The sequence below is a fragment of the Pseudomonas sp. A6 genome (assembly GCF_052367875.1).
Lineage (GTDB): Bacteria > Pseudomonadota > Gammaproteobacteria > Pseudomonadales > Pseudomonadaceae > Pseudomonas > Pseudomonas citronellolis.
This window is the reverse complement of record NZ_CP198970.1, coordinates 777,136-789,070: the sequence shown is the minus strand read 5'-3', so window position 1 is coordinate 789,070 and position 11,935 is coordinate 777,136. Positions and strand designations below refer to the sequence as shown.

Here is an 11,935-nt window from a genome sequence, read left to right as displayed (position 1 = left end):
TTTACGACGATTTTAATGGTGGAGCCAAGGAGGATCGAACTCCTGACCTCCTGCGTGCAAAGCAGGCGCTCTCCCAGCTGAGCTATGGCCCCATCGGATCAAGGCACCACCACAACAATTGGTGGGTCTGGGCAGATTCGAACTGCCGACCTCACCCTTATCAGGGGTGCGCTCTAACCAACTGAGCTACAGACCCAATCGTCTAACCAGTGAATCAAGCAATTCGTGTGGGAGCTTATGAGTAAGCTGCGATCTTCGATTAAGGAGGTGATCCAGCCGCAGGTTCCCCTACGGCTACCTTGTTACGACTTCACCCCAGTCATGAATCACTCCGTGGTAACCGTCCCCCTTGCGGTTAGACTAGCTACTTCTGGAGCAACCCACTCCCATGGTGTGACGGGCGGTGTGTACAAGGCCCGGGAACGTATTCACCGTGACATTCTGATTCACGATTACTAGCGATTCCGACTTCACGCAGTCGAGTTGCAGACTGCGATCCGGACTACGATCGGTTTTCTGGGATTAGCTCCACCTCGCGGCTTGGCAACCCTCTGTACCGACCATTGTAGCACGTGTGTAGCCCTGGCCGTAAGGGCCATGATGACTTGACGTCATCCCCACCTTCCTCCGGTTTGTCACCGGCAGTCTCCTTAGAGTGCCCACCATAACGTGCTGGTAACTAAGGACAAGGGTTGCGCTCGTTACGGGACTTAACCCAACATCTCACGACACGAGCTGACGACAGCCATGCAGCACCTGTGTTCCGATTCCCGAAGGCACTCCCGCATCTCTGCAGGATTCCGGACATGTCAAGGCCAGGTAAGGTTCTTCGCGTTGCTTCGAATTAAACCACATGCTCCACCGCTTGTGCGGGCCCCCGTCAATTCATTTGAGTTTTAACCTTGCGGCCGTACTCCCCAGGCGGTCGACTTATCGCGTTAGCTGCGCCACTAAGATCTCAAGGATCCCAACGGCTAGTCGACATCGTTTACGGCGTGGACTACCAGGGTATCTAATCCTGTTTGCTCCCCACGCTTTCGCACCTCAGTGTCAGTATCAGTCCAGGTGGTCGCCTTCGCCACTGGTGTTCCTTCCTATATCTACGCATTTCACCGCTACACAGGAAATTCCACCACCCTCTACCGTACTCTAGTCAGGCAGTTATGGATGCAGTTCCCAGGTTGAGCCCGGGGATTTCACATCCATCTTACCAAACCACCTACGCGCGCTTTACGCCCAGTAATTCCGATTAACGCTTGCACCCTTCGTATTACCGCGGCTGCTGGCACGAAGTTAGCCGGTGCTTATTCTGTTGGTAACGTCAAAACAGCAAGGTATTAACTTACTGCCCTTCCTCCCAACTTAAAGTGCTTTACAATCCGAAGACCTTCTTCACACACGCGGCATGGCTGGATCAGGCTTTCGCCCATTGTCCAATATTCCCCACTGCTGCCTCCCGTAGGAGTCTGGACCGTGTCTCAGTTCCAGTGTGACTGATCATCCTCTCAGACCAGTTACGGATCGTCGCCTAGGTGAGCCATTACCCCACCTACTAGCTAATCCGACCTAGGCTCATCTGATAGCGTGAGGTCCGAAGATCCCCCACTTTCTCCCGTAGGACGTATGCGGTATTAGCGCTCCTTTCGGAACGTTGTCCCCCACTACCAGGCAGATTCCTAGGCATTACTCACCCGTCCGCCGCTGAATCCAGAAGCAAGCTCCCTTCATCCGCTCGACTTGCATGTGTTAGGCCTGCCGCCAGCGTTCAATCTGAGCCATGATCAAACTCTTCAGTTCAATACTGATCGGGTTTTGAGAAAACCCTAAACTTGGCTCAGCAATCGCAAAAAACTCTCGAATTCACGAGTGTTACTTGTGATGCTGATAATCTTGCGATCACCAGTCTTAGCTCACAAGCACCCACACGAATTGCTTGATTCAACTTGTTAAAGAGCAGTTGGTTGATTCTTTCGTCTCAACCGAGGCCGCGCATTCTACGCCAACCTCTTATTTCGTCAAGCGTTATTTTCAGAATTTTTCGTTCCTACTCAACCGCTTGCGCTGTCGATCGGCCGGAGCTTCTCGTCAGCGGGAGGCGCATTCTACAGCGATCAAACTCGCTGTCAAGCACCTCGGCGATCTTCCTTTTGGCTCGCTGCCGGAGCAGCTGTCGAACCCAAAGGCGGCGAGTGAATCACCGGCCTGATCACCACTCTCAACTTCTAACCCGCTTAAGTGCTTGATTTTCAAGCTCTTTCAGCGCTTCGTCGCTGGGAGTGGTGCGCATTATAGGGACTTCAGAATGCCCGTCAACACTTTTCTGAAAGTTTTCACTCGGCCAGCAAAGTGACCTTCGCGAACGCCTTCTTGCCGGCCTGCACTATATGAGTAGCACCGACCTTGAAGACGAAGCTGCGATCCACGGCATGACCATCGATACGCACGCCACCAGCGCCCAGCAGGTCGCGAGCCACGGCGGAGTTCTTCACCAGGCCGGCACGGTTCAGCACGGCGCCGATGGGAAGGTCCTCGGTGGCGGCCACTTCCACTTCCGGGATGTCTTCCGGCAGTTCGCCTTCCTTCAGGCGATTGCCTGCGGACTTGTGGGCATTGGCGGCGGCTTCTTCGCCATGGAAGCGGGCGACGATCTCTTCCGCCAGCTTGATCTTGACGTCACGCGGGTTGGCACCAGCCTCGACATCCTTGCGCAGGGCATTGATCTCGTCCATCGAGCGGAAGCTGAGCAGCTCGAAGTAACGCCACATCAAAGTGTCCGGAATGGAAACGAGCTTGCTGTACATGACACCCGGCGCTTCCTGAATGCCGATGTAGTTGCCCAGGGACTTGGACATCTTCTTCACGCCATCCAGGCCTTCCAGCAGCGGCATGGTCAGGATGCACTGCGGCTCCTGGTCATAGGCGCGCTGCAGCTCGCGCCCCATGAGCAGGTTGAACTTCTGGTCGGTACCGCCCAGCTCCACGTCGGCGCGCAGCGCCACCGAGTCGTAGCCCTGCACCAGCGGATAGAGGAACTCGTGGATGGCGATGGACTGATTGCTGGCATAGCGTTTGCTGAAGTCATCGCGCTCGAGCATACGGGCGACGGTGTACTGGGAGGCGAGACGAATGAAATCGGCCGGAGTCAGCTTGTCCATCCAGGTGGAGTTGAATGCCACCTCGGTCCTGGCCGGGTCGAGGATCTTGAAGACCTGGGATTTGTATGTCTCGGCGTTCTCCAGCACCTGCTCGCGGGTCAGCGGCGGACGGGTGGCGCTCTTGCCGCTGGGGTCGCCGATCATCCCGGTGAAGTCCCCGATGAGGAAGATCACCTGATGACCGAGGTCCTGGAACTGACGCAGCTTATTAATGAGGACGGTATGCCCGAGGTGCAGGTCCGGCGCGGTCGGGTCGAAACCCGCCTTGATCCGCAGTGGCTGGCCGCGCTTGAGCTTCTCGACCAGCTCAGCCTCCACCAGAAGTTCATCCGCACCACGCTTGATCAGCGCCAGCTGCTCTTCGACCGACTTCATCACAGTTCCCGTTCCGTTTTTCCGGCAATCAAAAGGGAACCAACCATACAAGATCGGGCACTAAAAACAAGTTTTGCCCGGCGTACGGGGAAATGGCGTCAAACCCTGGGCGATAGACTTGCTTCGAGGGGAATTTGGTTATATTTTAGGCAGTTATTTCACATTCCAAAAACACCACTCATGCCATGACGCAATCGAATCAGAAAGCGCCCTACTATCCGAAGAGCCATCTGCTGGCCGCAAGCGGTGTAGCAGCGCTCCTCAGCCTGGCTCTGCTGGTGTTCCCCTCGAGTGAAGTCGAGGCGAAGAAGACCACGCTCAATCTGGAGCTGGACGGCGGTTCCGACCGCATCATTCAGGAAAAGGACGACCTGCGAAGCCCGCAGGTCACCGAGAACAGCGATTCTCCCTTCGCACGGATCGAAGGGCAGAACGACGACAACCGCGCCGGAAAAGACGCGGAAGAAGAAAAGAAAGAACTCAAGGCTTCCAACGACACCCAACCCGCCACGCCCGCCGAACCGGCGTGGAAACGCGTGACCGTGGGCAAGGGCGACACCCTTTCCACCGTCTTCGCCAAGGCTGGCCTGCCGGCCGGCCTGGTGCACGACGTGCTGGCCAGCAGCAAGGACGCCAAGCAGTTCACCCGCCTGGACGTCGGCCACGAAGTCGAGTTCCTGATCAGCCCGCAAGGCGAGCTGCAGAGCCTACGCATCAAGCAGAGCGACCTGGAGACCATCAGCCTGAACAAGTCCGCCAAGGGCTATGCGTTCAAGCGCGACCTGGTCAAGCCGGATGTGCACACCGCCTACGCCCATGGCCGCATCGACAGCTCGCTGTTCACCGCGGGCAAGGAAGCCGGCCTGTCCCATGACCTGATCATGGCCCTGGCGAACATCTTCGGCTACGACATCGACTTCGCCCTCGACCTGCGCGAAGGCGACCAGTTCGACGTGATCTACGAGAAGAAGGTGGTCAACGGCCGCCAGGTGGACACCGGCAACATCCTCGCCGCGCGCTTCATCAACCGCAGCAAGGAATACACCGCGGTGCGCTTCACCAACAAGACCGGCAACACCAGCTACTACCGCGCCGACGGCACCAGCATGCGCAAGGCGTTCATCCGCACCCCGGTGGACTTCGCCCGCATCAGCTCGCGCTTCTCCATGGGGCGCCTGCACCCGATCCTGAACAAGATCCGCGCGCACAAGGGCGTCGACTACGCCGCGCCCATCGGCACGCCGATCAAGGCCACCGGCGACGGCAAGGTGCTCGAGGCCGGGCGCAAGGGCGGCTACGGCAACGCGGTGGTCATCCAGCACGGCTCGACCTACCAGACCGTCTACGGCCACATGAGCCGCTTCGCCAAGGGCATCCGCAGCGGCGTCGCGGTCAAGCAGGGGCAGATCATCGGCTACGTCGGCATGACCGGCCTGGCCACCGGCCCGCACCTGCACTACGAGTTCCACATCAACGGCCAGTACGTCGACCCACTGAGCGCCAAACTGCCGATGGCCGACCCACTGGCCGGCCCGGACCGCAAGCGTTTCCTGGCCCAGACCCAGCCGCTGATGGCGCGCATGGACCAGGAGAAGCCCACCTCCCTGGCCATGAACAAGCAACAAGAGCAGCAGCGCTGAGCCATGGCGCTCTACCTGGGAGTGATGTCCGGCACCAGCCTCGATGGCCTGGACATCGCCCTGGTCGGGCAGGGTGAGGATTCCACCACCCTGCTCGCCTCCCACTACCTGCCCATGCCCGCGGACCTGCGCGCCGAACTCCTGGCTCTGTGCGCCAGCGGCCCCGACGAGATCGCCCGCGGCGCCTGCGCCGAGAACGCCTGGGTGCGCCTTGCCGCCCAGGGCATCCTGGAGCTGCTGCAGCGCCAGCAACTGCCGCCGCAAGCCATCCGCGCCATCGGCAGCCACGGTCAGACCGTGCGCCACGAGCCGCAGCGCGGCTTCACCGTGCAGATCGACAATCCCGCCCTGCTCGCCGAGCTGACCGGCATCGACGTGGTGGCCGACTTCCGCCGCCGCGACCTGGCCGCAGGTGGCCAGGGCGCGCCGCTGGTCCCGGCCTTCCACCAGGCGCTGTTCGGCAACGAAAAGCTGCGAGCCGTATTGAACGTCGGCGGCTTCAGCAACGTCTCGCTGCTCGCCCCGGGCGAGCCGGTACGCGGCTTCGACTGCGGACCGGGCAACGTGCTGCTGGACAGTTGGATCCACGACCAGCGCGGCGAATCCTATGACCGCGACGGCGCCTGGGCGGCCAGCGGCCAGGTGAATGACGGACTGCTGCAGCGCTTCCTCGCCGACGACTTCTTCGCCACCCGCGGGCCGAAGAGCACCGGGCGCGAACGTTTCAACCTGCCCTGGCTGAAGGCGAAGCTGGCCGAAGGCCCCGTCCTGCCCGCCGAGGACGTGCAAGCCACCCTGCTGGAGCTCAGCGCCCGCAGCATCGCCGAATCCCTGCTGCATGCGCAGCCGGGTTGCGAAGAGGTGTTGGTATGTGGCGGCGGCGCCTTCAACGGCGCATTCATGGCGCGGTTGGCGGCTCATCTGCCCAAGGCAAAGGTGGCCAGTACTGCGGAATATGGCGTGGCGCCGGAATGGATGGAGGCCATGGCCTTCGCCTGGCTGGCGCACCGTTTCCTCCAGCGCCTGCCCGGCAACCGCCCGGAAGTCACAGGCGCGGCCGGGCCACGGATACTCGGCGCCCTCTACCCCGCCTGATACAAACGAAAACGCCGCGCAGATGCGCGGCGTTTCGTCATTACGGCCGACTCAGATCGAGAACGACTGGCCGCACCCGCAGGTGGTGGCGGCGTTCGGGTTCTTGATCACGAAGCGCGAACCTTCCAGGCCTTCCTGGTAGTCCACCTCGGCGCCGGCGAGGTACTGGAAGCTCATCGGGTCGACCACCAGGCTGACACCATCGCGTTCCACCACGGTGTCGTCGTCCGCGGTGTCCTCGTCGAAGGTGAAGCCGTACTGGAAGCCCGAGCAGCCGCCGCCGGTGACGAAGACGCGCAGTTTCAGACGCGGATTGCCTTCTTCGTCGATCAGCGTCTTCACCTTGTGCGCGGCCCCGTTGGAGAAGATCAGCGGGGTGGGGGTGAAGGTCTCGATGGTCATGTCAGATGTCTCCCGGCCGAAGCCGTACGTTACAACATTGCGGGCTATTATCCGCTTACCCGAGAAAAATGGTCAACTAAGCCAGGTCAATCCTTCGTCGAACATCCTTCGGGACGGGCTCCCGCAGCGGGAGCCCGGGGCCAGCCTCAGGGCAGCAGGGCCACGTTGGACAGGCCGAGGCGCTCGTCCAGGCCGAAGAGGATGTTCATGTTCTGGATCGCCTGGCCGGAGGCGCCCTTGACCAGGTTGTCAATCACCGACAGCACCACCACCAGGTCGCCGCCCTGCGGACGGTGCACGGCGATGCGGCAGACGTTGGCGCCGCGCACGCTACGGGTCTCCGGGTGGCTGCCGGCTGGCATCACGTCGACGAAGGGTTCGTTGGCGTAACGCTCCTCGAACAGCTTCTGCAGGTCCACGCCGCGATCGGCCACCTGGGCGTAGAGGGTGGCGTGGATGCCGCGGATCATCGGCGTCAGGTGCGGGACGAAGGTCAGGCCGACATCGCCCTTGGCGGCGCGGCGCAGGCCCTGGCTGATTTCCGGCAGGTGGCGGTGGCCCTTGACCGAGTAGGCCATCATGCTCTCGCCGGCCTCGCAGAACAGCGAACCGACCTTGGCGCCACGGCCGGCACCGCTGACGCCGGATTTGCAGTCGGCGATCAGCCGCGAGGTATCGGCCAGACCGGCTTCCAGCAGCGGGATGAAGCCCAGCTGGGCGGCGGTCGGGTAGCAGCCGGGCACGGCGATCAGGCGCGCCGACTTGATCGCCTCGCGGTTCACTTCCGGCAGGCCGTAGACCGCCTCGGGCAGCAGCTGCGGCGCACCGTGGGGCTGGCCGTACCACTTGGCCCATTCCTCGGCATCCTGCAGGCGGAAATCGGCGGACAGGTCGATGACGCGGGTGCCGGTGGCCAGCAGCTCGCCGGCCAGGGCATGGGCCACGCCGTGCGGGGTGGCGAAGAACACCACGTCGCAGGCGCCCAGGCGCTGCACGTCCGGCACGCTGAAGGACAGGTAGTCGTAGTGGCCTCGCAGGTTCGGGTACATCTCGGCGACCTTCACGCCCTCCTCGGAGCGCGAGGTGATCACCTCGACGCGCGCCTCGGGATGCTGGGCCAGCAGGCGCAGCAGCTCCACACCCGTGTAACCCGTACCACCTACGATACCGACCTTGATCATCTGTCCGTCACTCCGCCAATAAGGGGCTCACTCAGAACCGCTAATGATAAGAGCGCGGGCCCCGCATGAACAGGCCGAAGCGCCGCGGGCGACGAGTCGCCGGCAGGGGCGCTCGGCTTCGCGGGGATGACGCTGGCACGGGGCTGCCACTACTATCAGCGCAACCGTGACCCGAGGAGCTATCGATGCTGTATCTGTGGATAAAGGCCCTGCACATAGTCGCAGTGGTCTGCTGGTTCGCCGGCCTGTTCTACCTGCCGCGCCTGTTCGTCTACCACGCTATGAGCGAGGATGCCGCCAGCCGCGAGCGCTTCCAGGTGATGGAGCGCAAGCTGTACCGCGGCATCATGGGCCCGTCGATGATCCTCACCATCCTGCTCGGCGCCTGGATGCTCTACCTGACCCCGGGCTGGCTGAGCCAGGGCTGGCTGCACGCCAAGCTGACCCTGGTGGTCCTGCTGATCGGCTACCACCACGCCTGCGGCGCCATGCTCAAGCGCTTCGCCCGTGGCGAGAACCGCCGCAGCCACGTGTTCTTCCGCTGGTTCAACGAAGTCCCTGTGCTTTTCCTGCTGGCCATCGTCATTCTGGTAGTGGTCAAACCTTTCTGAATCCTGTCCGGAGCCTCCCATGTCCCTGCCCGCCCTGCTCGACCGCCGTCTGCGCCTGCCCCTGGTGGCGGCGCCCATGTTCCTGGTGTCCAACCCGCAACTGGTGCTGGCCTGCTGCCACAGCGGCATCGTCGGCAGCTTCCCGGCGCTGAACCAGCGCGAGAGCAGCGGTTTCAAGGCCTGGCTGGAAGAGATCGAGGCCGGCCTGGCCAACGCCCCGCAAGCAGCGCCCTATGCCGTGAACCTCATCGTCCACCACAGCAACCCGCGCCTGCAGGCTGACCTGGCGCTGTGCGTGGAGCACCGCGTGCCTATCGTCATCACCAGCCTGGGGGCGGTGCGCGAGGTGGTCGACGCGGTGCACAGCTATGGCGGCCTGGTGTTCCATGACGTGACCACTCGCCGCCATGCGGAGAAGGCCGCCGAAGCCGGGGTCGACGGGCTCATCGCGGTGGCCGCCGGCGCCGGTGGCCATGCCGGCACCTGGAGCCCCTTCGCACTGGTCGCGGAGATCCGCCAGTTCTTCGACAAGACGCTGCTGCTGGCGGGCTGCATCAACCGCGGGCACGAGATCCTGGCGGCGCAGATCCTCGGCGCCGACCTCGCCTACCTCGGCACGCGCTTCATCGCCACCCGCGAGAGCAACGCCTCCACCGCCTACAAGAAGATGCTGCTGGAAGCCCGCGCCGCCGACATCATCCACACCCCCGCGGTCTCCGGCGTGCCGGCCAGCTTCATGCGCCAGAGCCTGGAGGCCGCCGGCTTCGACATGGCGCGCCTGAACGAGAAGGGCGAGCTGAACTACGGCGAGAAACTCAAGCCGGTCAACGACGAGGCCAAGGCCTGGAAGACCGTCTGGTCCGCAGGCCAAGGCGTGGGCAACATCAGCGACCTGCCGTCGGTGGACGAGCTGGTGGCGCGCCTGGACCAGGAATACCGCGACGCGCTCCAGCGCGGCGGCGCCCTGCCCGGCCTGCTGCGCCCCTGAACGGGGCTCGCAAATCCACGCATGCTGGCTTGTTGCCCTCAGGGCCTGCGATTAGGCTGTAGCCAAAAGCTGCAGCCCAATCAACCGACAAGGACGCCCTTCGATGGATGAACCGCGCTACAAGATCGTGTTCGACGGCACGCTGATGCCGCAAACGCCACTGGAAACCGCCAAGGAGAACCTCGCCCGCCTGTTCAAGAGCGACTTGGCGCGCATCGAGGCGTTGTTCAGCGGGCAACTGGTCGTGCTCAAGCGCGACCTTTCCGAGGGCGAGGCCGACAAGTACCTGCAGGCCCTGCACAACGCCGGCGCCCAGGCGCGCAAGGAGTCCGACCTGGTATCCAGCCTGTCGCTGGTGGAGACCGAGGACCATCCCAGCGCCGAGACCCAAGCCGCGGAACAGGCGGCCAGCGCCGAGCGGATGACCTGCCCGAAGTGCGGGCACGAGCAGGCCAAAGCCAGCGAGTGCAGCGCCTGCGGCATCATCATCGACAAGTATCTGGCGCGCCAGGCCGAGCTGTCCGCGACCCAGCCCATCGCCGCGGCGCCGGCCGCCACTGCCAACTCCAGCTCCAGCAACGCTGTCCAATCGCCCTACGCTACCCCGCAGGCACCGGTCGGCGAGGCGCTGCCGGAATACGGCGAGCTGCAGTACTTCACCGTCCAGGGCCGCATCGGCCGGGTGCGCTACCTGGGCTGGAGCATGGGCATGATCCTCGCCATGATCCCGCTGTTCATCCTCTTCGCCGCCCTCACTGCGGCCTCCCAGACGCTGGGCGCCCTGGTGCTGATCGCCGCCTGCGTCGGCATGGTCGTGGTCAGCATCTTCTTCGGCGTGCAGCGCCTGCACGACATCGGCTGGTCCGGCTGGCTGTGGCTGCTCAACTTCGTTCCCGTGGTGGGCAGCGTCATGGCGCTGCTGATGCTGCTGGTGCCGGGCACAGTCGGCGCCAACCGCTACGGCCCGCCGCCGCCGCCGAACAGCCGTGGCGTAGTGGCCCTGGCCTGGGCGTCGATCCTGGTGCCCATCGTCGGCATCCTCGCCGCAATCGCCATCCCGGCCTACCAGGGCTATCTCACCCGCGCCCAGGAAGCGGCCTACAGCCAGGACCAGGACTACGACTCGGCCGCGAGCGCCGAGCCCCAGGCCTACGACGAGAGCGACGAGGACGCTACCGCCGTGGATACCGACGAGCCCTCGGAGCAATAGCCCACGGCAATGGGGCGCGCTAGAATCCGCGCCCCATTCCGGAGACCCATCGATGCCACGCTATGCCCTGATCACCGGCGCCTCCAGCGGTATCGGCCTCGCCCTGGCCGAGGCCCTGGCGCGCCGCGGCCAGGCCCTGATCCTGGTGGCGCGCCAGCGCGATGCCCTGGAAAGCATCGCCTACGAGCTGGCCCAGCGTTTCGGCGTGGACGTGCTGTTCCGTATCTGCGACCTGTCCGAGCCGCTGCAGCTGTCCGGGCTGCTGCATGAGCTGGAGCAGTCCGGCCGGCAGATCGAGCTGCTGGTGAACAATGCCGGCTTCGGCAGCGGCGGCGCCTTCGTCGAGCAGGACTGGTCCCGCGAGCAGGAGATGATCGAGCTCAACGTCCTCGCCCTGGCGCGCCTGTGCCATGCCATCGGCGGGCAGATGGCGCGCAGCGGCGGCGGGCAGATCCTCAACGTAGCTTCGGTGGTCGGCTTCATGCCCGGCCCCTGGATGAGCAACTACTACGCCAGCAAGGCCTACGTCCTGCACCTGTCCGAGGCGCTGCGCTCCGAGCTCAAGCGCCACGGCGTGAAGGTCTCGGTGCTGTGCCCGGGGCCGACGCGCACGGCCTTCTTCCGCAATGCCAGCGTGGAGGCCGCCCGCCTGGACGGCAGCAAGCTGATGATGAGCCCCGAGGAAGTGGCGCTGATCACGGTGAAGGCCCTGCGGCGTAACAAGGCCATCATCATTCCCGGCTGGCGCAACCGCCTGATGTCCTGGAGCCCGCGCCTGGCGCCACGCTGGCTGGTGCGCTGGATCGCCGGGCGGGCCAACCGCTCGGTGTTGCCCAATCCGTAGCCCCAGCGCGCCAGGCTGGGTTCCCCGGCCGCGGCCGGCTAAACTGCGGACCATCGCCCCCTATCGGAGGACATCCCATGGACTGCCTGTTCTGCAAGATCGCCGCGGGGGAAATCCCGGCGCGCAAGCTCTACGAAGACGACCAGGTCATCGCCTTCCACGATATCGGCCCGCAGGCGCCGGTGCATTTCCTGGTGGTGCCGAAACGGCATATCGCCACCCTCAACGACCTGGAGGAAGCCGACAAGCCGCTGGCCGGGCACATCCTCCTCACCGCCCAGCGCCTGGCCGCCGAGCAGGGCTGCGCGGAAGGCTTCCGCGTGGTGATGAACTGCAACGACCTGGGCGGCCAGACCGTGCACCACATCCACATGCACGTCCTCGGCCAGCGCCAGATGCACTGGCCGCCGGGCTGAGCCGCCAAGCGCAGGGCG

11 protein-coding genes, 2 tRNA genes and 1 rRNA gene are annotated in these 11,935 nt (G+C 63.8%); 8 read left to right on the top strand and 6 right to left on the bottom strand.

Features of this window, described 5'->3' with window-relative positions; genetic code table 11:
* Positions 1-16 precede the first annotated feature (16 nt).
* From ACTWJ5_RS03570 to ACTWJ5_RS03560, 3 genes are all read right to left on the bottom strand, one after another.
* Positions 17-92, bottom strand: a tRNA-Ala gene (locus ACTWJ5_RS03570).
* A 27-nt stretch (positions 93-119) separates the two neighbouring features.
* Positions 120-196 (bottom strand) — tRNA-Ile (locus ACTWJ5_RS03565).
* A gap of 64 nt (positions 197-260) precedes the next feature.
* A 16S ribosomal RNA gene (locus ACTWJ5_RS03560) occupies positions 261-1,797 on the bottom strand.
* Positions 1,798-1,933: 136 nt separating this feature from the next.
* On the opposite strand from ACTWJ5_RS03560, the gene ACTWJ5_RS03555 reads away from it, so the two are divergent.
* Positions 1,934-2,206: a hypothetical protein gene (locus tag ACTWJ5_RS03555; RefSeq protein WP_177224369.1), complete on the top strand. Its 273-nt coding sequence runs from the start codon at positions 1,934-1,936 to the stop codon at positions 2,204-2,206.
* 124 nt (positions 2,207-2,330) lie between these two features.
* On the opposite strand, the gene tyrS is transcribed toward ACTWJ5_RS03555, so the two are convergent.
* Complete coding sequence (tyrS, locus tag ACTWJ5_RS03550; RefSeq protein ID WP_074984260.1) at positions 2,331-3,530, bottom strand: tyrosine--tRNA ligase; 1,200 nt, start codon at positions 3,528-3,530, stop codon at positions 2,331-2,333.
* Between the two features lie 185 nt (positions 3,531-3,715).
* On the opposite strand from tyrS, the gene ACTWJ5_RS03545 reads away from it, so the two are divergent.
* Both ACTWJ5_RS03545 and ACTWJ5_RS03540 read left to right on the top strand, forming a co-directional pair.
* Positions 3,716-5,170: a peptidoglycan DD-metalloendopeptidase family protein gene (locus ACTWJ5_RS03545; RefSeq protein ID WP_444437480.1), complete on the top strand. Its 1,455-nt coding sequence runs from the start codon at positions 3,716-3,718 to the stop codon at positions 5,168-5,170.
* A gap of 3 nt (positions 5,171-5,173) precedes the next feature.
* Positions 5,174-6,265, top strand: a complete 1,092-nt coding sequence (locus tag ACTWJ5_RS03540) for an anhydro-N-acetylmuramic acid kinase (protein ID WP_444437479.1) — start codon at positions 5,174-5,176, stop codon at positions 6,263-6,265.
* A 51-nt stretch (positions 6,266-6,316) separates the two neighbouring features.
* On the opposite strand, the gene erpA is transcribed toward ACTWJ5_RS03540, so the two are convergent.
* Together erpA and argC are read right to left on the bottom strand one after the other, a co-directional pair.
* Positions 6,317-6,667, bottom strand: a complete 351-nt coding sequence (erpA, locus tag ACTWJ5_RS03535; protein WP_009615673.1) for an iron-sulfur cluster insertion protein ErpA — start codon at positions 6,665-6,667, stop codon at positions 6,317-6,319.
* A gap of 146 nt (positions 6,668-6,813) precedes the next feature.
* Positions 6,814-7,848: an N-acetyl-gamma-glutamyl-phosphate reductase gene (gene argC / locus ACTWJ5_RS03530; RefSeq protein ID WP_064581847.1), complete on the bottom strand. Its 1,035-nt coding sequence runs from the start codon at positions 7,846-7,848 to the stop codon at positions 6,814-6,816.
* Between the two features lie 188 nt (positions 7,849-8,036).
* Here argC and hemJ point away from each other — a divergent pair, with 188 nt between their 5' ends.
* The 5 genes from hemJ to ACTWJ5_RS03505 all read left to right on the top strand — a co-directional run bounded on the left by hemJ (position 8,037) and on the right by ACTWJ5_RS03505 (position 11,917).
* Entirely contained in the window at positions 8,037-8,459 is a 423-nt protein-coding gene (gene hemJ, locus ACTWJ5_RS03525) for a protoporphyrinogen oxidase HemJ (RefSeq protein ID WP_173427880.1), read from the top strand.
* Between the two features lie 19 nt (positions 8,460-8,478).
* Complete coding sequence (locus ACTWJ5_RS03520; RefSeq protein ID WP_043269222.1) at positions 8,479-9,447, top strand: NAD(P)H-dependent flavin oxidoreductase; 969 nt, start codon at positions 8,479-8,481, stop codon at positions 9,445-9,447.
* 103 nt (positions 9,448-9,550) lie between these two features.
* A complete protein-coding gene (locus ACTWJ5_RS03515; protein ID WP_444437478.1) occupies positions 9,551-10,657 on the top strand; it encodes a DUF805 domain-containing protein in 1,107 nt (368 codons plus the stop codon).
* Positions 10,658-10,709: 52 nt separating this feature from the next.
* Positions 10,710-11,501 (top strand): SDR family NAD(P)-dependent oxidoreductase, encoded by a 792-nt coding sequence (locus ACTWJ5_RS03510; protein WP_444437477.1) that lies wholly within the window; start codon positions 10,710-10,712, stop codon positions 11,499-11,501.
* A 77-nt stretch (positions 11,502-11,578) separates the two neighbouring features.
* Positions 11,579-11,917, top strand: coding sequence for a histidine triad nucleotide-binding protein (locus ACTWJ5_RS03505; RefSeq protein WP_009615667.1), 339 nt, complete (start codon positions 11,579-11,581; stop codon positions 11,915-11,917).
* Positions 11,918-11,935: the final 18 nt, after the last annotated feature.

Coding starts and splice junctions, on each gene's coding strand:
- ACTWJ5_RS03540 (WP_444437479.1), top strand. CDS start 5,174: ATGGCGCTCTACCTGGGAGTGATGTCCGGCACCAGCCTCGATGGCCTG.
- ACTWJ5_RS03545 (WP_444437480.1), top strand. CDS start 3,716: ATGACGCAATCGAATCAGAAAGCGCCCTACTATCCGAAGAGCCATCTG.
- ACTWJ5_RS03510 (WP_444437477.1), top strand. CDS start 10,710: ATGCCACGCTATGCCCTGATCACCGGCGCCTCCAGCGGTATCGGCCTC.
- tyrS (WP_074984260.1), bottom strand. CDS start 3,530: ATGAAGTCGGTCGAAGAGCAGCTGGCGCTGATCAAGCGTGGTGCGGAT.
- ACTWJ5_RS03505 (WP_009615667.1), top strand. CDS start 11,579: ATGGACTGCCTGTTCTGCAAGATCGCCGCGGGGGAAATCCCGGCGCGC.
- argC (WP_064581847.1), bottom strand. CDS start 7,848: ATGATCAAGGTCGGTATCGTAGGTGGTACGGGTTACACGGGTGTGGAG.
- ACTWJ5_RS03520 (WP_043269222.1), top strand. CDS start 8,479: ATGTCCCTGCCCGCCCTGCTCGACCGCCGTCTGCGCCTGCCCCTGGTG.
- erpA (WP_009615673.1), bottom strand. CDS start 6,667: ATGACCATCGAGACCTTCACCCCCACCCCGCTGATCTTCTCCAACGGG.
- ACTWJ5_RS03515 (WP_444437478.1), top strand. CDS start 9,551: ATGGATGAACCGCGCTACAAGATCGTGTTCGACGGCACGCTGATGCCG.